Annotated in this window: 20 protein-coding genes; 8 read left to right on the top strand and 12 right to left on the bottom strand. The window is 66.0% G+C overall.

From position 1 onward, the window contains the following. Nucleotides 1–9: 9 nt before the first annotated feature. Entirely contained in the window at nucleotides 10–1,101 is a 1,092-nt protein-coding gene (locus AC0KVN_RS10125) for an FUSC family protein (protein ID WP_287002860.1), read from the bottom strand. Between the two features lie 105 nt (nucleotides 1,102–1,206). Here AC0KVN_RS10125 and AC0KVN_RS10120 point away from each other — a divergent pair, with 105 nt between their 5' ends. Then, on the top strand, nucleotides 1,207–2,010 hold the full coding sequence (locus AC0KVN_RS10120) for a transporter (RefSeq protein WP_435566910.1): 804 nt from the start codon (nucleotides 1,207–1,209) through the stop codon (nucleotides 2,008–2,010). Between the two features lie 41 nt (nucleotides 2,011–2,051). On the opposite strand, the gene AC0KVN_RS10115 is transcribed toward AC0KVN_RS10120, so the two are convergent. After that, nucleotides 2,052–3,200: a serine hydrolase gene (locus AC0KVN_RS10115; protein ID WP_037517655.1), complete on the bottom strand. Its 1,149-nt coding sequence runs from the start codon at nucleotides 3,198–3,200 to the stop codon at nucleotides 2,052–2,054. A 155-nt stretch (nucleotides 3,201–3,355) separates the two neighbouring features. Here AC0KVN_RS10115 and AC0KVN_RS10110 point away from each other — a divergent pair, with 155 nt between their 5' ends. Beyond that, nucleotides 3,356–4,198, top strand: coding sequence for an alpha/beta fold hydrolase (locus AC0KVN_RS10110; protein ID WP_017501896.1), 843 nt, complete (start codon nucleotides 3,356–3,358; stop codon nucleotides 4,196–4,198). A gap of 117 nt (nucleotides 4,199–4,315) precedes the next feature. On the opposite strand, the gene nadB is transcribed toward AC0KVN_RS10110, so the two are convergent. From nadB to AC0KVN_RS10070, 8 genes are all read right to left on the bottom strand, one after another. After that, complete coding sequence (gene nadB, locus AC0KVN_RS10105; protein ID WP_313394781.1) at nucleotides 4,316–5,935, bottom strand: L-aspartate oxidase; 1,620 nt, start codon at nucleotides 5,933–5,935, stop codon at nucleotides 4,316–4,318. Nucleotides 5,936–6,036: 101 nt separating this feature from the next. After that, nucleotides 6,037–6,966 carry an ABC transporter ATP-binding protein gene (locus AC0KVN_RS10100; RefSeq protein WP_004208122.1) on the bottom strand — a complete coding sequence of 310 codons (930 nt, stop codon included), beginning with the start codon at nucleotides 6,964–6,966 and terminating at the stop codon, nucleotides 6,037–6,039. A gap of 206 nt (nucleotides 6,967–7,172) precedes the next feature. Next, complete coding sequence (locus AC0KVN_RS10095; RefSeq protein WP_435566821.1) at nucleotides 7,173–7,460, bottom strand: terminase small subunit; 288 nt, start codon at nucleotides 7,458–7,460, stop codon at nucleotides 7,173–7,175. Nucleotides 7,461–7,544: 84 nt separating this feature from the next. Continuing rightward, entirely contained in the window at nucleotides 7,545–7,970 is a 426-nt protein-coding gene (locus AC0KVN_RS10090; protein WP_099231394.1) for a RidA family protein, read from the bottom strand. Nucleotides 7,971–7,989: 19 nt separating this feature from the next. Beyond that, on the bottom strand, nucleotides 7,990–9,249 hold the full coding sequence (locus AC0KVN_RS10085; protein WP_435566820.1) for an aminotransferase class V-fold PLP-dependent enzyme: 1,260 nt from the start codon (nucleotides 9,247–9,249) through the stop codon (nucleotides 7,990–7,992). Beyond that, nucleotides 9,246–10,382 (bottom strand): aminotransferase class I/II-fold pyridoxal phosphate-dependent enzyme, encoded by a 1,137-nt coding sequence (locus AC0KVN_RS10080; protein WP_435566819.1) that lies wholly within the window; start codon nucleotides 10,380–10,382, stop codon nucleotides 9,246–9,248. Before AC0KVN_RS10080 ends, AC0KVN_RS10085 begins: the two co-directional genes overlap by 4 nt. Nucleotides 10,383–10,538: 156 nt before the next feature. After that, the gene (locus AC0KVN_RS10075) at nucleotides 10,539–13,106 is read right to left on the bottom strand and encodes a TonB-dependent receptor plug domain-containing protein (protein ID WP_029547592.1); all 2,568 of its coding nucleotides are present in this window, start codon (nucleotides 13,104–13,106) and stop codon (nucleotides 10,539–10,541) included. A 252-nt stretch (nucleotides 13,107–13,358) separates the two neighbouring features. After that, nucleotides 13,359–13,961: a TlpA family protein disulfide reductase gene (locus AC0KVN_RS10070; RefSeq protein WP_048937730.1), complete on the bottom strand. Its 603-nt coding sequence runs from the start codon at nucleotides 13,959–13,961 to the stop codon at nucleotides 13,359–13,361. A gap of 43 nt (nucleotides 13,962–14,004) precedes the next feature. Between AC0KVN_RS10070 and argH the strand changes: the two genes are divergently transcribed. Genes argH through AC0KVN_RS10050 form a run of 4 tightly spaced genes read left to right on the top strand, consistent with a single transcriptional unit; the run spans nucleotide 14,005 to nucleotide 17,693 of the window. Next, nucleotides 14,005–15,372 carry an argininosuccinate lyase gene (gene argH, locus AC0KVN_RS10065; protein WP_435566909.1) on the top strand — a complete coding sequence of 456 codons (1,368 nt, stop codon included), beginning with the start codon at nucleotides 14,005–14,007 and terminating at the stop codon, nucleotides 15,370–15,372. A gap of 5 nt (nucleotides 15,373–15,377) precedes the next feature. Then, the gene (locus AC0KVN_RS10060; protein WP_004208112.1) at nucleotides 15,378–15,644 is read left to right on the top strand and encodes a hypothetical protein; all 267 of its coding nucleotides are present in this window, start codon (nucleotides 15,378–15,380) and stop codon (nucleotides 15,642–15,644) included. A gap of 25 nt (nucleotides 15,645–15,669) precedes the next feature. Then, nucleotides 15,670–16,935, top strand: coding sequence for a diaminopimelate decarboxylase (gene lysA / locus AC0KVN_RS10055; protein ID WP_435566818.1), 1,266 nt, complete (start codon nucleotides 15,670–15,672; stop codon nucleotides 16,933–16,935). Beyond that, nucleotides 16,935–17,693 (top strand): precorrin-2 dehydrogenase/sirohydrochlorin ferrochelatase family protein, encoded by a 759-nt coding sequence (locus AC0KVN_RS10050; RefSeq protein ID WP_483656096.1) that lies wholly within the window; start codon nucleotides 16,935–16,937, stop codon nucleotides 17,691–17,693. Before lysA ends, AC0KVN_RS10050 begins: the two co-directional genes overlap by 1 nt. Here AC0KVN_RS10050 and AC0KVN_RS10045 read toward each other — a convergent pair. After that, nucleotides 17,674–18,297: a response regulator transcription factor gene (locus AC0KVN_RS10045; protein ID WP_037507792.1), complete on the bottom strand. Its 624-nt coding sequence runs from the start codon at nucleotides 18,295–18,297 to the stop codon at nucleotides 17,674–17,676. The two genes, AC0KVN_RS10050 and AC0KVN_RS10045, sit on opposite strands and share 20 nt — an antisense overlap. A 52-nt stretch (nucleotides 18,298–18,349) precedes the next feature. Further along, nucleotides 18,350–19,003 (bottom strand): TetR/AcrR family transcriptional regulator, encoded by a 654-nt coding sequence (locus AC0KVN_RS10040; RefSeq protein ID WP_435566816.1) that lies wholly within the window; start codon nucleotides 19,001–19,003, stop codon nucleotides 18,350–18,352. Between the two features lie 90 nt (nucleotides 19,004–19,093). Between AC0KVN_RS10040 and AC0KVN_RS10035 the strand changes: the two genes are divergently transcribed. Further along, nucleotides 19,094–20,608 (top strand): efflux transporter outer membrane subunit, encoded by a 1,515-nt coding sequence (locus AC0KVN_RS10035; protein ID WP_169860116.1) that lies wholly within the window; start codon nucleotides 19,094–19,096, stop codon nucleotides 20,606–20,608. Next, on the top strand, nucleotides 20,601–21,737 hold the full coding sequence (locus tag AC0KVN_RS10030; RefSeq protein ID WP_010336804.1) for an EmrA/EmrK family multidrug efflux transporter periplasmic adaptor subunit: 1,137 nt from the start codon (nucleotides 20,601–20,603) through the stop codon (nucleotides 21,735–21,737). The genes AC0KVN_RS10035 and AC0KVN_RS10030 overlap by 8 nt, the downstream gene beginning before the upstream one ends. Nucleotides 21,738–21,743: the final 6 nt, after the last annotated feature.

The following is a 21,743-nucleotide window of genomic DNA, read 5'->3' as shown; positions in this document are numbered from 1 at the left end:
GCCGGGCGCTTATACGCCGCCGCTCTCACCGCTTGACGGGGCGGTCGCTTCGTCGGCGCGCCGACCACGCAGCATATGGCCGACCAGCAGCACCGGCATCAGCACGGCCATGCCGATGAAGATCGCCATCAGCCGCTCGACGCCAGGTTCCAGCACCAGCTGGTCATAGCGGTCGGGCACCAGCATCACCAGCACCGCCAGGGTGAACTGGGTGCCGACATAGCGATGGGTCGGATCGCCATTTTCCAGATGCCGGCCCAGCATCACGCCGATCGCCGTGGCGCCCAGCAGCAGCGCCATATTGTCGGCACCCGCGACCAGGAAGAAGGCCGCGAACAGGGCGCCGCCGATGCAGCCGATCATGCGTTGCAGGATGCGCTGGCTGACCGGGGCGAGGCCGCTCGATCCGATGCCGGTGACCGGCAGCAGCATCACCGCCATGATCATGATCGCGCCCTGCGCCAGCGCGGGCACAGGAATCCAGGCATTGAGCGCCACCAGCAGCGCCAGCGCCACGCCGGCCTGCAGCGCATGGCGCAGCGAATCCCCGTGCCAGCCCGCGCCGGTCGCGGCGGGCGTGCGCTTGGCCGGCCAGCGGCGGCGCAGGGTCAGGGTGGAGGCCAGGCTGACGATCAGGCTGGCGGCGATGCCGGCCAGCGTTTCGAGCACGCGGGTCTGGACGAATTCGGGCAGGGCGATCGCGGGATGCTCGATCTTGTCGAGCACGACCATGGCGTAGGTCAGGCCGAAGAAGAGCCAGGCATAGGAACGGCGCGAGGTGATCGCGGCATAGAGGCTGATCGTGCCCATCAGCGCCAGCGCCGCGGCGGCGGCGGGCCAGTAGCCGACAATGAAGGGCGCGCTGCCCAGCGCGATCAGGCCGCCCGCGACCGTGCCGATAATCCGCAGCACGCCGCGCGCCAGCGTTTCGGCGGCATGGCCACGCATCACCATATAGCCGGCAAAGGCGGCCCAGGAGACATGGGTGGCGCCGAGCAGATGAGCGAGCAGGATCGCGCCCAGCACCGACAGCGCACATTCCAGTTCATCGATGGTGCGCGGCGTCACGCGGTCGAGCAGCGAGGAAAAGGGGCGCGGCATAGGGACTTAGTGCCGCAGCGGGACAGTAAAGGCCAGTGCGGGATATTTGCTGCTTCCTATCCGTTTCGTTGCGCTGGAAATAGATTGGGAAGGGGAGGGCGTATGATGCGGGCATGGGGCGCGGCGATGCTGCTGGCGATGGCGGCGCAGGGTGGCGCGGCCTGGGCGCAGGATGATCGGGACTTCTGCGCCGACCGGCCTGGGCTCGACACGCCGCCCTGCACCATGGCACCGGGCAAGGTTCAGGTCGAACTGGGGCTGGGCGACTGGACCCGCGAACAGGATGCGGAGAGCCGCATCGACACTGTGAACGTCGGCGACGCACTGCTGCGCATCGGCCTGACCGACAGCCTGGAAGCGCAACTGGGCTGGACCGCCTTTGGCCATGTGCGCACGCGCGATCGGGCGACCGGCGCGGTCGAGAAGGACAGCGGCATCGGCGACATGCGCGTCGCGCTGCGGCAGAATTTGCGCAATCCCGATGGTTCGGGCTTCTCGATCGCGGTCATGCCCTACGCCAGCCTGCCGACCGGCGGCGACGCGATCGGCGAGGGTGATTGGGGCGCCGGGATGCTGGTGCCGATCAGCTATGATCTGGGGCAGGGTTTCAGCCTGCTGGCAACGCCGGAAGTGGATGCGGCGGTCGATGAGGATGGCGATGGCCGGCATCTCGCCTATGGCAGCGTCGCCGGGCTGGGCTTCGACATCAGCGACAGCCTGTCCGGATCGATCGAGGCGTCGCTGATGCGCGACGATGATCCCGACGGCCATGCCACCCAGGCGCTGGCCGGGCTGTCGCTGGGCTGGCAGGCGGGCGACGACATGCAGTTCGATGCCGGCGCCAATCTGGGCCTCAACCATGACAGCCCCGACACCGAACTCTATGTCGGCGTCGTCAGGCGCTTCTGATCCTTAGAGCATCCTCCGATTAGGGTGAATCGAAGGATGCTCTAGCGCTTCTCATGATTGGCGACCACGGCGCGCGACACGGCTTGCATTAGCTGCCAGCGTTCGGGGATCGACACGGTGGTGCTGCCGATCATCACCGCAACCGCATAGCTGGTGCCGTCGGGCGCGGTCATGATGCCGACATCATTATAGCCGGTCGATCGCGGCGGCAGATCCTGCCCGGTGCCGGTCTTGTGCATATAGGTCCAGCTATGGGGGACGCCGCCCTTGATCCGCTGCGGCCCGGTCTTGGCTTCCTCCATGAAGTTCATCAGCACGCGCGCCGATGCCGAGGACAGCATGTCGCCTTCCTTGAGCTTGGCCAGCGCCTGCACGATCGACGCCGGCGCGGCGCCATCGGGCGGGCTGGCGAGATAATTGTCGAGGGCCTTCTGCCGCACCGACATGGGCAGCGCGGCGCGGGCGGCGTAGAAATTGCGGCCGATCGAATAATCCTGCCGCCAGTCGAGGCCGGCGGTGGTCGATTGCAGCAGCCGTTCGCCGGGCCCAAAGCGGATATTGGCGATGTGGCGGCGCGCCAGATAGCCGCGCACCGCGTCCGGCCCGCCGACCGCGCGCAGCAGCGTGTCGTTGGCGGTATTGTCGCTCTGCGTCATCGCGCGGCGCATCAGGTCGGAATAGGTGGTGGTCCAGCCGCCCGATCCCACCATCGCCGCGCTCGGCTGGTGGAACAGGGTCAGATCCTTCTTCGTGATGGTGGTCGAATCGGCGAGACGGATCTTGCCGCGATCAACCGCATCGAGGAAGGTCATCGATACCCACAGTTTCGACACGCTCTGCTGCGGGAACAGGGCATTGCCATTATAGGCGACGGTCCAGTCCGCCCCGACCCGGCGCACCGCGATGCCGACCTTGCCCCGGAAGCTCTGACCCAGATTCTGGATCACGCTGACGAGAGCGGGCGAGGGCTGCTCGCGCTGGTCGATATCCTTGAACGGGGCGGGGGGATTGGCGACCTGCTTGATCGGCCATGTGTTGGTCGTGGGCTGCACCGTCTGGCGCGGCGGATTATTCGGTCGCGCGCTGCTGGCCTGGGCACCCGGCTGGGGTGGTGCGCCGACGCAGGCGGACAAGGCAACCACCGCAAGCACAAGGCGCGACGAGACGCGCCTGCTATCATTCGAACTCATCACTAACCCCGCACTTCAAGCCGTTACAAGGCGCGGCGACCCGCATTGTAGGCAAGGACGATGCGACGAATGATTCCACAATTGCGATGTAAGGAGTCTGAACGGCGGAACGGCGCTCAGTTGCGGTTCAGCGGCGGGGCGGCAATAGGGAGCGGATGACGGACGGACTGATGGATCGACGCAGCCTGCTCTGCGGCGCGGGCGCACTGGCGGCGGGATGGGCGATGCCGGCACTGGCAGCGGATTTTGCGTCGCGCCGGATCATGGTGACGGTGCGCGGCAGCGGCCGGGACGTGCTGCTGATCCCCGGTCTTGCCAGCGGTCCGGGCATCTGGAACGGCGTGACGGGGCAGATGCCGGGCTATCGCTGGCATCTGGTTCATGTCCGCGGCTTTGCCGGCCTTGCTGCCGACGCCAATGGCAGCGGGCCGGTGGTGCAGCCGGTGGCGGACGAGATTGCCCGCTATATCGCTGCCGCGGGACTGCGGCGGCCGGCGGTGGTCGGGCACAGCATGGGCGGCACGCTGGCGATGATGCAGGGCCTCAAAGGCCTCGCCAGCCGGGTGATGGTGGTCGACATGCTGCCCGCCGGGGCGGCGATGGTCGGCGGCACCGCCAATGGCATGGGCTATCTGGCCGACCAGCTCAGCCAATATTTCACCGGCACGGCGGCCGGGCGCCGCTACCTCGCCCAGATCGTCGCGCAGGCGCCGGGGGCGGAGGGCAGCAATCCGGAGGTGATCGCCACCGCGCTGCGTGACCTGGCCAATACCGATCTTGGCCCCCAGCTCGGCCGGATCGGTGTGCCGATGTCGGTGGTCTATGCCGTCGGCACGGACCAGGCCCAGTCGGTCGAGATCACCCGGCGCTTCCGGGCCGCCTATGCGGCCAAGAAGGACGCGAAGCTGATGCCGATCGGGCCGAGCGGCCATGTCGTGATGGCCGACCAGCCGACCCGGTTCAATGCGGCGCTCGGCAATTTCCTCAAGGGCGTTTGACCTCGATCAAAGCGCCGGCCTGGATCGGCGCTAATTTGGTCGGCGAGACGACGCCCCTGGCGTTTGCTCCTCCTCCCTTCAAAGGCGCGGCTGCCCGGCCGCGCCTCTTTTTTTGGGTCAGGGCGCCAGCACCGTGTCGACGGCTTGCGCCAGCGTCTCGGGATAGTCGAGCGTGTAGTGCAGGCCCCGGCTTTCCTTGCGATGGAGGGCCGAGCGGACCACCAGCCGGGCGACTTCGAGCAGGTTGCGCAGCTCGATCAGGTCCGGCGTAACTCGGAAATTGCCGTAATATTCATCGACTTCCTTCGACAGCAGGTCGATGCGATGCTGGGCGCGCTCCAGCCGCTTGGTGGTGCGGACGATGCCGACATAGTCCCACATGAAGCGGCGGATTTCCTTCCAGTTATGCTGGACGATGACCTCTTCGTCGCCATTGGTGACGCGGCTTTCGTCCCACGGCCGGATCGGCGGCGGGGCCGGCAGGTCGTGCCAGTTGGCGCGGATATGCTTGGCCGCCGCCTCGCCGAAGACGAAACATTCGAGCAGCGAGTTGGAGGCGAGGCGATTGGCACCGTGCAGGCCGCTTTCGGTCACTTCGCCCGCGGCATAGAGGCCGGGCAGGTCGGTGCGGCCGTCCAGGTCGATGATGACGCCGCCACAGGTATAATGCTGCGCCGGGACGACCGGGATCGGTTCCTTGGTGATGTCGATGTCGAGGTCCAGCAGCCGGGCATAGATGGTCGGGAAATGCTGCTTCACGAATTCGGGCGGCTTGTGGCTGATGTCGAGATGGACATAGTCGAGGCCCAGCCGCTTGATCTCATGGTCGATGGCGCGCGCCACCACGTCGCGCGGCGCCAGTTCGGCGCGGGCGTCGAAGCGGGGCATGAAACGCTCGCCGCCGCCCGGCACGCCGGGCGGGAGCTTCAGGTGGCCGCCTTCGCCGCGCACCGCTTCGGTAATCAGGAAATTCTTGACCTCCAGATTATAGAGGCAGGTGGGGTGGAACTGGTTCATCTCCATGTTCGACACGCGGCAGCCCGCGCGCCAGGCCATGGCGATGCCGTCGCCGGTGGCGCCACGCGGCGCGGTGGAGAAGAGATAGGTACGGCCCGCGCCGCCGGTGCAGAGGATGGTCGCGCGGCCGAGGATCGTGTCGACATGGCCGGTCTGCTTGTTGAAGGCATAGACGCCCCAGACATGGCCGTCGCCCGAATAGCGCTCGCCATGGCGCGAGGTGATGAGGTCGACCGCGACCATATCCTCCATCAGGGTGATGTTGGGATTGGCGCGCGCGGCCTTGAGCAGCGCAACCTGCACCGCATGGCCGGTGGCGTCGTCGACATGGACGATGCGGCGATGGCTGTGGCCGCCCTCGCGGGTCAGGTGCCAGCGTTCGCCGAACTCGTCGCCATCGCCCTCTTCATTGGGATTGAAGGGCACGCCCAGTTCCGCCAGCCGCTCGATCGCGGCGGGGGCTTCGGACACGACGAACTCGACCGTATCCTGATCGTTGAGGCCGGCGCCCGCGACCATCGTGTCATGGACATGGGCCGCAAAACTGTCACCCGCGTCGAGTACCGCGGCGATGCCGCCCTGCGCCCAGTTGGTCGATCCGCCATCCAGCGCGCCCTTGGCCAGCACTACCACCTTGCGGTCCTGCGCGAGGTTGATGGCGGCTGTCAGCCCGGCCGCGCCGGAACCGATGATGACGACGTCATGGGTGATGGTGGGCATATATATTCACTCTCCGGGCTTTTGCCCTATCCCGTTCGGTTCGAGCTTGTCGAGAACCCTGCGCACTGGTTCTCGACAGGCTCGAACCGAACGGGGTTTCTTCAGGCAGCCGCCGTCAGGTTGAGGAAGACATCCTCCAGGTCGGGGTCGCGGGTGACCACGTCGACGATGGCGAGGCCGCCGGCCTGCACCGCGCTCAGCACCTGGCCCGCATTGGCGCGGTTCTTCATATAGGTGATGGTGAGGGTGCGCTCGTCGGTCAGCTCGACCTTCTCGAAGCTGGGGTCGCTGGGCGGGGCGGTGATGTCGCGGTCGACGGTGACCTGCACCACCTTTTCCTGCGCCATCGCGATCAGCTCGCGGGTCGGCTTGTCGGTGATGACCCGGCCATGGTTGATGATGCCGATGCGGTCGCACAGCTCTTCGGCCTCTTCGAGATAATGGGTGGTGAGGACGATCGTCACCCCCATGGCGTTCAGTTCCTTCACATAGGCCCAGAGCTGCTGGCGCAGCTGCACGTCGACGCCGGCGGTGGGTTCGTCCAGCACCAGGATCGGCGGCGAATGGACCATCGCCTTGGCCACCAGCAGCCGGCGCTTCATGCCCCCGGAGAGCGTGCGGGCATAGGCATTGGCCTTGTCCTCCAGATGGACCGCGCGCAGCAGCTCCATCGAGCGGCGCCTGTCCTTGGGCACGCCATAATAGCCGGCCTGGTTCTCCAGCGTCTCGAACGGCGTGAAGAAGGGATCGAAGACGATCTCCTGCGGCACGATGCCGATGCTGTTCTTGGCATTGCGCGGATTGGCGTCGATGTCGAAGCCCCAGATGCTGGCCGAACCGCTGGTCTTGTTGACGAGGCCGGCGAGGATGTTGATCGTGGTCGACTTGCCGGCGCCATTGGGGCCGAGCAGGCCATAGATTTGGCCGCGCGGGATGGTGAGGTTGATCCCGTCGAGCGCGCGCTTGCCGCCCTTATAGACCTTGGTCAGGTCGCGGATCTCGATGGCGGCTTGCGCAGGCTGGTCGGTCATGGCTGATCTCTATGGGGATCGAAGCGGGGGAAGGGAAGGGGCTGAAACGACGCGACAGTTGAAAGTTCACACCGTTCTGCGTCGCGATTTCCGGGCGATTTCGGCGGAAATGCGCCTGTGACGCGCCTGTAACGCGACACCGACGCGACACTAAGGTCACGCCGAAGCGACAGTCAGGCGACAGCGAAACGACAGTGAGGCGACATTTATCGGCCGATCGGCCCCCTGCGCGGGCGGATTGGCGCGAGCGGATCGGCTAGGCGGGCGGCGTGGAGCGCCAGTGCGCTGGCCCAGCTGCGATCAAAGCCGGTGCCGGCCAGCCGATCGCGCAAGCGGTGGGCGCTGGAGCGGGACATGCCGACCAGTTGCGCGGCATGGCTGATATTGCCGGTTTCGAGCAGCGCGGCGAGGAAGCGGCGCTGGCGATCGGGCGTCCATTGGCGGCGACGTGGCCGGGGTGCGGGGACGGGTGGATTGGGGCGGGGCTGGTCCATCCGTCAGGATAGATCAGGAAAGACGCGTGTAGGAAAGATGGGAGGCTCGCCTGTCCATGACGGTCCAGGCGAGGCCCGGCTGGCCTATTTGAACGAGGCCAGGCATTCCACTTCGAGCGGGGCGCCGAGCGCCAGGCCGTCGGCACCGAAGGCGCTGCGGGTGGGCAGGCGCTTGCCTTCGAAATAGCTGACATAGGTGGTGTTGAAGCGCGGCCAGTCGGCCATGTCGTCCAGCATCACCGTGCATTTGACGACATGGCCGAAGTCGAGGCCATTGTCCTTGAGGATCTTGCCGATCGAATCCATCGCATTCTTCACTGCCGCGTCGAACCCTTCCTTGTGCGGGTCCATGCCGTCGGGCACCTGGCCGATCTGGCCCGACATGTAGAGCATGTCGCCGACCCGGATCGCGGGCGAGAAGGGCAGCTTGGCGGGCAGCGGCTTCTGCGCGGCGGCGGGGGCGGCGATCATGAGGCTGGCGAGAAGGGCGGGGGCGAGCAGCTTTTTCATCATAGGGCTCCGAAAAGGATCAGACGCGGGGCAGGGCGGCGATCAGCCGTTCGACATCCCTGTCATCGTTGAACACCGATGGCGAGATGCGGAAATAATTGTCGTGGACCGACATGCGGACCTGCGCTTTGGCCAGCGGATCGGTGAGCAGGCCCTTCGCATTGGGCAGGACGCAGCTCAGCAGCGGGCTGGTCGTGCCCGGCGGGGTGATGAGGCGATAGCCCTTGCGCGGCAGTTCGTCGCGCAACTGGCCGATCAATTGCTGGGCATGGGCCTGGATCGCCGGGACGGTGAGGGCCGAGATGTAGCTGATCGAATGATCGAGCATGGCGCTGATCGCCTGGGCATAGGTGCCGGTGCCGAAATGGCCGAGCGCGCCGGGGCGGGCGACATAGCTGGTCGGCGCATCGCCGGGCGGATCGAGCGGGAAGATATGGGTTTGCGGCGGGGACAGGCCGATGCCCGGCGACGCATCGGGCGCGGCAAAGCCATAATAGCCATATTCGGTGCGCGGCAGCCGGTCCGCGACACCGCGCCGGACATAGAGGAAGCCCAGGCCAAAATCGCCCATCAGCCATTTATAGGTGGCGCAGGCGGCGAAATCGACGCCGCTGTCATGCAGGTCGATCGGCACCGCGCCGGCGGCATGGATGATGTCGGCATAGACCAGCGCGCCGACCTTGTGCGCCATCGCGCTGATCGCCTTCAGGTCATGCTGAAAGCCATTATAGGTGGAGACGGCCGAGACGCTGACCAGCTTCGTCCCCGGCGTGATGGCGCGGGCCATGTCCTCGGGCGCGATGCGGCCCTCGCGCGCCTGCACCCAGGCGACGTCGACGCCCTGTTTCGCCATTTCCTGATACATGGGGAAGGCGGCGTAGAAATGGAGCGTGTCGGTGACGACGCGGCCGCCCTCCTTTGGCAAGCCGAGCGCGCGCAGCACCGCCTGTTCGCCCATCGTGGTGGACTGGACCCAGGTGATCTCGTCCGCATCAGCGCCCATCAGCGCGGCGAATTTCGCGATCAGCGCGGCGCGATCGACCGGCTTGCGCGCGGCGGCGACGGGATCGAGCGTGCGGCCGGCGAGATAGGCGTCGGCGGCGGCTTTGGCGCTGAGGCTCACCGGATGGGTGGCGGCGCTGTCGAGATAGGCGACCGGGGTGGCGGCGAAACTGGCCTTGTCGGGCAGCGATGGCGGTGCGGCGACGGCGCGGGCTGCCTGTGCCGCCAGCGGCACGGCGAGCGCCGCCCCCAGTGCCTGACGCCGGCTGAGGCTCATGCCATGATCCGGGCGAGCGCGGTCTTGAACGCCTGCATCTCGGCCGGCGTGCCGAAGGAGACGCGTACCCAGTCGTCCATATTCTTGCGCGGGCCGCCGATGAAGATCTTTTCCTTCGCCAGCGCGGCGGTGACATCGGCGCCGGGGCGGCCGACATGGATCATCGCGAAGCTGGTCTGCGACGGCAGATATTTGAGGCCGCGCGCGTCGAGCCAGGCGAAGAGATCGTCGCGCACCGCCTTGTTATAGGCCTTGCGCTGGGGCAGCAGCGTGGGATCGAGCAGGCTGGCTTCGGCTGCAACCACGGCGGGCATCGGCGTGATGTTGACGCCATAGTCGGCCATGCCGTCGAGCAGATCCTTGCGTCCGGCGATCAGGCCGCAGCGCAGGCCGGCCAGGCCGTAGATTTTCGAGAAGGTGCGGGTGACCAGCACGTCCGCGCCCTTCGCGACCAGGTCGAGGCAGCTCTGCGCATCGCTATAATGGATATAGGCCTCGTCGACGAGCAGTACGGAACCGGCCGGCTTGTTGGCGAGCAGCCATTCGATGTCGGCGCGCGGGATGGGCAGGCCGGTCGGGTTGTTGGGATTGCAGAGATAATAGACGCCAGCCTCGGGCGCGGCGGCCAGCAGCTTGCGGACGTCGGCGGTGAAGTCGCCGGCCAGCGGCAGGGCGACGGCGCGGGTGACCGGCTGGTTGCCCTTGCCCAGGAACCCCTGGTCGAAGGTCGGCTCGAAATAGGCGATCGGGCGGGTCTTGGACGAGTAGGTCAGCGCGACCGAGCGCAATGGCATGAAGGAACCGGGATGGACCTGAACCTGGTCGGGTGCCAGGCCGTTCTGGCGGGCGAACAGGCTTTCCAGCTTCGACGCGAAGGCCATGCCATAGCGGCCGGCGAGCGGATCGAGCCCGGACAGCGCCTGCAGCGCGGCGGGGGCGGGGCCGAGCGGGTTTTCGTTGCTGTTGATGAAGATGCCGTCGGTCAGCGTGGCGACCATTGCCTTGGGATCATCGCTCATCGCCACCTTGCGGTCGCGCTGGGCGAGGGCGGGTGCCGCGCCGGCTATTGCCGCCGCGCCCATGGCACCGCGCATCAGCATGCGGCGGCTGAGAGTGTCCGGACGGTCGGTCATGGTTTTCGCTTCCCCCTGATGGGGATCGAGGCATCGATCCACATCCCTATCATTGTTGCCGCGTCCTGCGAGCCGCGGTCGTGCCGACCGGCTTCAGGACGCTGACAAAGCAAAAGGGCCGGTCTCCTGGGAGACCGGCCCTTCAGTTCTAGCCTATCAGAACTTGAAGTCTACGCGGGCGTAGTAATAGCCACCGGCCGAGCCATAGGCACCGTGACCATAATAGGAGTTCCAGCTGGTGGAGCCGTTCTCATAGGGCGACTGGCCGGGGAGGACGGTCACGCCGCTGAGCAGCTTGGGCTTTTCGGGGCGCTTGTCGAACAGGTTGTTCGCGCCGATCGAGAACTTCACATAATCGGTGAAGTCATAGCCCAGCTCCAGATCGGTGATGCCGGTCGCCTTGACCACGCCGTCACGTTCAAGCGGCTGGCCGTTCATCGCCGCTGCCGAAAGGGCCGAGCGGACGAGGATGCTGGTCTTGCCGTAGAAGGTCTGGCGCAGGTTGGCCGAGAAGGGGCCGCTGGCGAAGTTGATGCCGGCGACAATCTTGTAGTCGGGCGAAGCGTCTTCGATGTAGCTTTCCGACTGCGCGCTGAACAGGCTGGTGTTCTTGTTGTCGGTGATCTTGGTCTTGTTGTAGTTCGCGTTCAGCGACAGGTTGAGCTTGCCGAAGTCGAGCGGCACGACATAGTTGGCCGAGAAGTCGACACCATAGGTTTCCGTGTCGATCAGGTTGGTGAAGCTCGCCACGCCCAGCGTTTGCAGGCCGGTGTCGAGCACCAGGCCGGTGGACGCGATCGCCGCGAGAATGTCTTCCGCACCGGCGACGGGCAGACCGCCCTGAATGGCCGGCAGCGAAGCCGTTGCCGAGATACGATCCTTGATCTTGATATAATAGCCATCGATCGTGATCGCGAGCTTGGGAGCCGGACGCAGGACGATGCCTGCCGAGAAGTTGGTCGACTTTTCCGGACGCAGGGCATTGAAGCCCAGCAGCATGGCGGCTGGCGAACCGGCCGGCAACTGGAGCACCGCGCTGGTCGGGCCGACATTGACGGTCGAGTAGAAGGATTCCGCAAGCGTGGGCGCACGGAAGCCGGTGCTGGCCGTGCCACGGATCGCGAAGGCATCCGAGAAGTCGTAGCGGGTGGTGATCTTGCCGATCGTGGTGTCGCCGAAGTCGCTATAATCTTCGTAGCGGCCGGCAAGGTCGATGGTCCAGCCTTCGACCGGGCTGGCGATCAGGTTGATGTAACCAGCCTTCGAACTGCGGCTGTGCTTGCCGGCATCGACATCCTTGTAGCCGGGGAAGGACTGGACGCCTTCCTTGTAGGTCGATGCGAAGTCGCCGGCGACGATTTCATAGGTGTCGCGACGATATTCGCCACCGAAGGCCAGGGTCAGCGGTTCGGCCATGCCAACGTCGAATTCCTTACGGATGTCGAGGGTGTTGGTCAGCTGGCTGAGCTTGAAGCCGCCGTCATAGGCGTCGGTCGGCGTGTAGGGCGTGATGCTGGAGTCATTCTGTGCGGCCGTGTAGCTTTCGATCCACATGGCGCGATGCGCGGATTCGATCGTCCAGATCTTGTTCTGGTCATAGCCATAGGTGGTGCTGACGTCATAGTTCCAGCCGCCGCCAAATTCGCCCTTGGCGCCAACCGTGAAGCTATATTCCTTCTGCTCCACCTTCTGCTGGGGGACCATGCCGAACGTGCCGGTGTCACCAAAGCAGGTGCTGGTATCGGTGGTGCTGGCGCAGATGCGGTTGGGCGGACGATAGCCCTGCTTGGCATAGCCGACGCGACGCGACACGTCGCCGAAGCTGTAGAGTTCGACGCCGCCGAAATCATAGCCCATATTGTAGAAGAGCAGGTTGAGCTGCGACTTGGCCTGGCCGCCGTTGATGCCGTTGAGGTCGAGGCCAGCCCAGGCGGGGTCATAATAATTGTTGGTCGATCCGAACGAGCCCGGATAGGTGCCGGCTGTCGGCACATAGGGATTGCCATCAATGTCCGACATGGTCACCTGGCCGGTGCCGGTCGAGGTGTAGTTCTGGCGACGATGGAAGCCGGTCAGGTTGAAGAAACCGTCTTCGCCCAGCTTGAAGCCGACATTGCCCGAAGCCGAGAACAGTTCGCCCTCGCTGTTGTAATATTGGCCGCCAGTGACCTTGAAGCTGCCGCCTTCGCTGTCATCCTTGAGGATCATGTTGATGGCGCCGGCGATCGCGTCGGTGCCGTAGACGGCGGCGGCGCCATCCTGCAGCACTTCGATGCGGGATACGGCATCTGGCGGAATGAGGTCGATGCTGGGCGCGGCCGAACCCTGGAACGGACCGGCGATGACCTGAAGAATGGCCGAGCCATGGCGACGCTTGCCGTTCACCATCACCAGCGTGTGGTTGGGGCTCAGGCCACGCAGACGGGCCGACAGCGAGAAGTTCGACATGTCGGTGCCCTGGGTCTGGGCGGTGAAGCTTGGCACCATCTGGGTCAGGGCCTGGTTGAGGTTCGGCTGGCCGACATGGCTCAGCGCTTCCTCGCCGAAGACCTGAACCGGCGCGGCGCTTTCCGCGGCCTGCATGCCGGTTGCGCGGGTGCCGGTAACGATGATGGCTGCACCTTCATCGGCCTGCGGTTCCTGCGGTGCTTCCTGCGCCATGGCGCAGGCCGACCAGGATGATGCGGCGATCAGAGAAATTTTTAGAGCAGATAGTCTATTCATTCGATGCCCCCTGATTTTGTCATTATATCGACATAGGGGGTGACGAATGATCTGCGGAATATCCTCTATTGCGCCGCACAAAATTTAAGTAAAAATGAAATGTTTCTGCAATTTTTCCGTGCCAAGATTCATTAGCTTATTGTGATACAGCTGGGCTGTGCAATTATATGTAATGCATCGACATTGATGCATTTTGCAATCAACTGGCATGGCGGATTTTTGCTCCTGGTTCGTTGTTGATTTACTTGTGCCTCATTCGCCCTTGGCCATGGCGATGAGCTTCCGGGCTTCCGCGCCGGTCCAGTCCATCGCGCCGACCACGCGCGCAACCTCCTTGCCTTTGGCATCATAAAGGACGGTGGTCGGCAGGACGCCGGTGGCATAGCCCAGGCCGAGCTTGTTCTCCGGATCGGTCCAGCCCTTGAGGTGGGGTAGCTTGTGCTTGGCGAAGAAAGGCTTGATCGCGGCCTGGCCCTGCACGTCCTGCGAGATCGTCAATACCGCCAGGCTCCTGTCACCTTCGCTGTCACTTTGCGCGGCGAGGGCGTCGAGCGTCGGCATCTCCGCGACGCAGGGTGCGCACCAGGTCGCCCAGAGATTGACCAGCAGCGGGCGGCCGGCAAAGTCCTGCAGGGTCGCCGTGCCACCCTGCGGATTTTCGAACGCGAAGGTCGGCGCAGGCGTGCCCGCCTTGCTGCGGTCGATCGTGTAGTTGAATTCGCCCTTCGCACTGTCGCCGGCAGCGGGTTGCACTTCGTCGCCCGTCACCTTGCCGCTGGCGCTCGCATTGGCTTGCCCCGCGGGCGGGGATTGCCTATCGCATGCCGCCAGCCCAGCCAGCAGGAGCAGTGTCATTACCGAGCGCAAGGACGATATCATGGAAGCAGGCTCCAACAGCATGTGGGGTGGCCGGTTCGCGGCCGGCCCGGCATCGATCATGCGTGAGATAAATGCCTCCATCCCCTTCGACAAGCGCTTGTGGAAACAGGATATCGCCGGGTCCAAGGCGCATGTCGCGATGTTGGCCAAGCAGGGCATCGTCGATGGCGAGGATGCGCAGGCGATCACCGAGGGGCTGAACCGGATCGCGGAGGAATATGAAGCCAATGGCGTTCCGGTCAATCTGGACCTGGAAGATATCCACATGGTCACGGAGTCGCGGCTGGCCGAACTGATCGGCCCGGCCGCCGGACGTCTGCACACCGCGCGCAGTCGCAACGACCAGGTGGCGACCGATTTCCGCCTGTGGGTCCGCGACGCCATGGATGAGGTGATGGCGGGCCTGGCCGGGTTGCAGCAGGCGCTGCTCGCCCGCGCCGAGGAGCATGTCGATGCGGTGATGCCGGGCTTCACCCATCTCCAGTCGGCGCAGCCGGTGACGCTGGGCCATCATCTGATGGCCTATTATGAAATGGTGCGCCGCGACCGCAGCCGCTTTGCCGATGCGCGCGTGCGGCTGGACGAATGCCCGCTGGGCGCCGCCGCGCTGGCCGGCACCGGCTTCCCGATTGATCGCCATGCCACGGCGGCGGCGCTGGGCTTTGCCAAGCCGACCGACAACAGCCTGGACAGCGTGTCAGACCGCGACTTCGCGCTCGACTATCTGATGGCGGCGACCCAGGCGTCGCTGCACCTGTCGCGCCTGGCCGAGGAATTCATCATCTGGGCGAGCCAGCCCTTCGGCTTCGTCAAGCTGCCCGACGCCTATTCGACCGGCAGCTCGATCATGCCGCAGAAGCGCAATCCCGACGCGGCCGAACTGGTGCGCGGCCATGCCGGCCGCATCATGGGCTGCATGAATGCGCTGTGCGTGACGATGAAGGGCCTGCCGCTCGCTTATTCCAAGGACATGCAGGACGACAAGCCGCCGGTGTTCGAGGCGCATGACCTGCTGGGCCTGTCGATCGCGGCGATGACCGGCATGATCGAGACGGTGACGTTCCGCACCGACCGGATGCGGGGGCTGGCCGAAAGCGGTTTTGCCACCGCGACGGACCTGGCCGACTGGCTGGTGCGCGAGGGCGACATTCCCTTCCGCGAGGCGCATCATATCACCGGGCGCGCGGTGGCGGCGGCGGAGGAAGCCGGCGTGCAGCTGGCCGACCTGCCGCTTGACACGCTCAAGGCCATTGATGCGCGTATCGACGATCGCATCTATGCGGTATTGACGGTCGATGCGTCGGTCGCCAGCCGCAAGAGCCATGGCGGCACGGCGCCCGATCAGGTGCGCGCGCGGATCGCCGCGGCGCGCGCGACACAGGAGTGAGGCAGATGGCACGGCATGTCCGCAACGGGCTGATGATCGGGGCAATGGCGCTGGCGCTGGCCTCCTGCGGCGGCCGTGAATCGCTCAAACCCGTGGCGGGCCAGAAATTGCCTGCCGTGCCGGTGGGGGCGGCGACTGCGCCGACCGCCGCCGACATGATGGATCCGGGCACCCAGGCCCGCCCGGAACGTAACGTCGAACTGCTGACCCAGTCGCGCCAGCGCGGCAATGACGAGTTCGACCTGCCGCCGGAAAGCCGGCCGCAACAATAGTCCCTATTCCCGCAAGGATCAGACCTTGGACCATTTCGATTATGTAGACGGCACCATGCATGTGGAGCAGGTGCCGATGACGGAAATTGCGCAGCAGGTCGGTACCCCGGTCTATGTCTATTCGACCGCGACGCTGGAACGCCATGTCGGCGTGTTCCGCGAAGGGCTGTCCCAGCTCGACAATCCGCTGATCGCCTTTGCCGTGAAGGCCAACCCCAACGCCGCCGTGCTGGCGACGCTGGCGAAGCTGGGGCTGGGCGCGGACGTGGTGTCGGGCGGCGAGTTGCAGCGCGCCGTGGCTGCGGGCATTCCGGCTGATCGCATCGTCTTTTCGGGCGTCGGCAAGACCGCCGAGGAAATGAAGCTGGCGCTGGAGCTGGGCATTTTCCAGTTCAACCTGGAAAGCGAACCGGAAGCGGAAATGCTGTCGGAGGTCGCGCTGTCGATGGGCCGGAGGGCGCCGGTCGCCTATCGCATCAACCCCGATGTCGACGCCGGCACCCATGCCAAGATTTCGACCGGCAAGTCGGAAAACAAGTTCGGCATTCCCTATGACCGGGCGCTGGACAGCTATGCCGCGGCGCGCGACCTGCCGGGCCTCGATGTCCAGGGCGTCGCCGTGCATATCGGCAGCCAGCTGACCGACCTGGCGCCGCTGGAGGCGGCCTTCGTCAAGGTCGGCGCGCTGATCACGCAGCTGCGCGCGGCGGGCCATGACATCCGCACCGCCGATCTGGGCGGTGGCCTGGGCGTGCCCTACGACCCGTCGCAGCCGCTGCCGCCGAGCCCGGCCGATTATGGCGCGATGGTGACGCGGGTGACGCAGGGCTGGGATGCGCGGCTGATGTTCGAGCCGGGCCGGGTGATCGTGGGCAATGCCGGCGTGCTGCTGTCGAAGGTGATCCGCGTCAAGCAGGGCGCACAGGCGCCGTTCGTGATCGTCGATGCGGCGATGAACGACCTGATGCGGCCCAGCCTCTATGACGCCTGGCACGATATCCGCGCGGTGGCGCCGGACGGCAACCGGATCGCGTCGAACGTGGTCGGACCGGTGTGCGAGACCGGCGATACCTTTGCCATGGGCCGCGACATGGATGTGGTGGCGGCCGGCGACCTGCTGACCTTCATGACCGCGGGCGCCTATGGCGCGACCATGGCGGGCACCTATAACAGCCGATCGCTCACCCCCGAGGTGCTGGTGTCGGGCGACAAATGGGCCGTGGTCCGCGCGCGTCCGCCGATCGAGGCGCTGATCGCGGGCGACCATATCCCCGACTGGGTGGCTGGCTGATGCACAGCCTGCCCGTCTTTCTGCGGCTGGAGGGGCGGGCGGTCATCCTGACCGGACAGGGCGAGGCGGCCGATGCCAAGCGCCGGCTGCTGGAGCGCGCCGGCGCGCGCATCGTCGGCGAGGATGATGCGGATGCGCGGGTCGCGATCGTGTCGGATGGCGACGCGGCGGTCGTGGCGCGACTGCGCGCGCGCGGCGTGCTGGTCAATGCGACCGACAAGCCGGACCTGTGCGATTTCACCCTGCCGGCGATCGTCGATCGCGATCCGGTGCTGATCGCGATCGGCACGGGTGGGGCGTCGGCGGGGCTGGCGGCGGCGCTGCGGCAGCGGATCGAGGCCTTGTTGCCGAGCGGGCTGGGCGATCTGGCGCGGGCGCTGTTTGCGGCGCGGGGGCGGTTGCGCGACCTGTGGCCCGATGCCGGCGCACGGCGGCAGGCGATCGGCAAGGCGCTGGCGCCGGGCGGGGCGATCGATCCGCTGGGGTTTGATCCGGATATCGACGTCTGGCTGGCGGAGGGCCCGGAGGCGGACAATAGCGAGCTATATCTTGTCCGGCTGACGTCGGCCGATCCCGACGATTTGAGCGTGCGCGATGCGCGGATGCTGGCGCTGGCCGACCGGGTCTATCATGATGGGTCGGTGGCGCCGGCGATATTGGACCGGGCGCGGGCGGATGCCGAGCGGATCGCGGCGGATGGTCCGCCCGAACGGCTTGGCGCTGGCCTCAGTCTATGGGTCAGTTCTGCCGCGCGCTGAGGCGGGCGACTTCATCCTGCAAGGCCTGGATCGAGGAGACGAGGCGGGCGCGGTCGAGCTGCATTTCCTGCAGGGCGTCGCGGGTTTCACCCAGCTCCACGGCGCGGCGGGCGATGCGGGCGTCGAGTTCGGCATTGTGCCGGCTGAGCATGCCGAGCCGTTCGGCCCGGGCGCACAGATGGCGCAGCCGCGCATCGAGCAGGTCGAAATCGAATGGCTTGACGATATGGTCGTCGGCGCCGGCCTCCAGCACTTCGACGGCGGACTGGCTGTCGATGCGGCCGGTCAGCATGACGATGCAGGCATGGGGGGCGAGCGCGGTGGCGCGAATGCGCTTCATCGTCGCCACGGCGGGCAGCATCAAAAGGTCCATGTCGATCAGGATCAGGTCGACCGGACGCGTAACCAGCAGGTTGAGGGCGATGAAGCCATTTTCGGCCAGCACCACGTCATAGTTAAGCCGCGACAGGCGGCGGGCGATGACGGCGCGGGCGGTCGCATTCTCGTCGATCAGCAGCACGCGCAGCCGACGCGAGGCTGTGGCCCCGCTTTCCGGCTGCTGCGCGACGATCTGATGAAGGGGCTTGCGCTTGAAAAACGGCATTGGATAGCAACTCCTGCGATCAGCAGGATAGAAGCTGGCGGCAAAGAAATGGTTAACGCGCCATGCCTTCTGCGCCGTAGGCGCGCAGGAAGATGTCGACGGCGAAGGCGGCGTCGCTTTCCATCTGTTGCGGCGTGACCCGTTCGATCTGGCTGAGCAGCAGCAATTCATGGCAGCCCGATGTCGTCAGGCGCATCAGCACGCGGGCGGCCTTGTCGGGGTCGTCGCGGCGCAACTGGCCGCGGTCCATCGCGCCTTCGAGGAAGCGGGCGAGCAGCATCCGCGTATGGCTGGGCGCCATTTCATAGAAGATGCGGCTCATTTCCGGGAAGCGGCTGCCTTCCGACGCGATCAGCCGGTGCAGGGCGATCGCTTCGGGCGATGTCACCTTTTCGAGCAGGCTGAGCGCGGTGCGGTGCAGCGTCGAGGGGAGGTCGCCGCCGGGGTCCAATATTTCCGAAAGCCGCGCGCGATAGGTGCTGGTCGCATTTTCGAGAACCGCGCGAAACAATTCCTCCTTGGAAGGGAAATGATTCCACAACGTGCCCTTCGACCCGCCCAATATGGCGGCGATGGCCGACATGCTGGTCGCGGCATAGCCATTTTCCAGAAAATGCCGGGCAGCCACCTCCAATATCGTCTGGCGCCGGTCGAGGCGGCGGGCCTCCCGACGACTGGGGGCTAAAGCTTTTTCCGAGCATGTCATATAAGCGTACCATAGAGTACGCTATTTATATTGACAAGGGTGGTACGGCGGGGCAAAGGCGATTTTCATACTGGATGGTACGGTTTGGATATGTCCGTGAGTCGCATCAGTTTTTCCATTCGCACCGGCGGTATTGCAGTGACAGCGCTGCTTCTGGCCGGCTGTGCTTCAATACCCGATCTGGGCGACAAGCCCGAGATTCGCGCGCCGCAGAGCGTGGAGGCGGGGCGCAGCCTGAGCGCCGACACGGTTGCCTGGCCTAGCGAGAATTGGTGGAGCGCCTATGGCGATCCGCAACTGACATCGCTGATCGAGGAGGGGCTGCGCAATTCGCCCGATATGGCGGTGGCGCTGGCGCGCTTCCGCCAGGCGACTGCGATGGCCCAGCAATCGGGCGCGGCGCTGCTGCCCACGGTCGACGCCACGGCCAATGCCGGCGTGACCAAGCAGAGCTATAATATGGGCATGCCCAAGGATTTCGTGCCGCAGGGCTGGCTGGGCACCGGCAAGGTCGGGCTGGACTTTGGTCTGGACATCGACCTGTGGGGCAAGAACCGGGCGTCGCTGGCGGCAGCCACGTCGGAGGCCCGCGCGGCCGAGATCGACGCGCAGCAGGCGCGCCTGGCGCTGACCACCGCGATCGCCGATGCCTATGCCGACCTGGCCCGCCTCTATGATGAGGCGGAAATCCAGGAGCGGACGCTGGAAATCCGCACGGCCAGCCAGAAGCTGGTCGCCGACCGGCGGCAGAATGGCCTGGAAACGCGCGGCAGCGTGCGCCAGGCCGACGCCACCGTGTCCTCGGCCAAGGCGCAACTGGCCGCCGCCCGCGTGGCGATCGAACTGCGCCAGCATCAGATCGCCGCGCTGATCGGCGCCGGGCCGGACCGTGGCCTGGCGATGACCCGGCCGCAGATCGGCCAGTTGGCGCCGCTGGGTCTGCCGGCGGACGTCACCACCAATCTGGTGGCGCGTCGTCCCGATGTCGCCGCCGCGCTGGCCCGGACGCAGGCCGCCGCCAGCCGGATCAAGGTGGCGCGGGCATCCTTCTACCCGGCGGTGAGCCTGAGCGCCCTGATCGGCGTCCAGTCGCTGGGGTATGAAACGCTGTTTACCGGCACCGGTGCTTCGGGTGGTTCGACGTCCTTTGCGGACAATCTGTTCAAGAAGGATTCGCTGTTCGGCAGTGCCGGCCCGGCGATCAGCCTGCCGATCTTCCATGGCGGGCAGTTGCGCGGCCAGTATCGCGGTGCACGCGCGACCTATGACGAGGCGGTCGCCAGCTATGACAAGACGGTGCTGGGTGCCTATCAGGACGTCGCCGATGCCGTGACCAGCCGCCGGACGCTGGACCAGCGGCTGACCGACGCCAAGGCGGCGCTGGCCGCGTCGCAGGATGCCTATGGCGTCGCCCAGCAACGCTACAAGGGCGGGCTTTCCACCTATCTCGACGTGCTGAACGTCGAGGACCAGCTGCTCGCGGCGCGTCAGTCCGTCGCGCAGCTGGAAGCGAGCGCCTTCTCTCTCGATATTGCCCTCATTCGCGCGCTCGGCGGCGGCTTTGCCGCGAGCGACGCTCAGTCCAAGGATCGACCCAATGGCTGATGCCGCCACCGAAACTTCCCCCGAACTGGCCGAGCAGCGCGGCAATGCCCGCAAGACCTGGCTGACCCGTCTGGCGATCGCCGTGCTGGTGGTCGGTGTCCTGTGGGCGGCCTGGTATTTCCTGATCGGCCGCAACCATGTCAGCACCGACAATGCCTATGTGAATGCGGAGGTCGCCCAGGTGACCCCCTTGCTGTCGGCGCAGGCGATCGAGGTCAACGTCACCGACACCCAGACGGTGAAGCGTGGCGACATCCTGGTGAAGCTGGACCCGACCGATGCGCAGATCGCGCTGCAGCAGGCCGAGGCCGATCTGGCCGATGCCCGTCGCCGCTTCCGCCAGACCAGCGCGACCAGCGGTTCGCTGTCGGCGCAGGTCGAGGCGCGTGGCGCCGACATCGTCCAGGCCCGTGCCCAGCTGGCGACCGCGCAGGCCGATTTCGACAAGGCCCGCATCGACCTGCAGCGCCGCGAGGCGCTGGTCGCGGGCGGCGCGGTTTCGGGTGACGAAGTCACCGCGGCGCGCAAATCCTATGCCGCTGCCAAGGCGGCGCTGGACCTGGCGCGTGCCGGTGTCGAGACCGCGCAGGCGACCCGCAATGCCGCCACCGGCCAGTTGGCCGCCAATGATGCGCTGATCCGCGGTTCGACCGAGGAAAGTGATCCCGCGGTGATGGTTGCCAAGGCGAAGCTGGAAGACGCCAAGCTGGACCTGGAACGCACGATCATCCGTGCGCCGATCGACGGCGTGGTGACCAAGCGTGCGGTCCAGATCGGCCAGCGTGTCGCGCAGGGCAGCCCGATCATGAGCATCGTCCCGCTGTCGCAGGTCTATGTCGACGCCAATTTCAAGGAACGCCAGCTGCGCCATGTGAAGGTGGGCATGCCCGCCACGGTGGTGGCCGACATCTATGGCGGCGATGTGGTCTATCATGGCAAGGTCGTGGGCTTCTCCGGCGGCACCGGTTCGTCGCTGTCGCTGATCCCGGCGCAGAACGCGACCGGCAACTGGATCAAGGTGGTCCAGCGCCTGCCGGTGCGCATCGCGCTCGACCCCAAGGAACTGGCAGAGCATCCGCTGCGCGTGGGCTTGTCCACCGAAGTCGAGATCGATCTGGCCGGCAAGTAAGGGAGC

It is taken from the genome of Sphingobium sp. SG1 (genome assembly GCF_057063145.1).
Note: the sequence above shows the minus strand (reverse complement) of the source record. Positions and strands in the feature narration are given on the sequence as shown.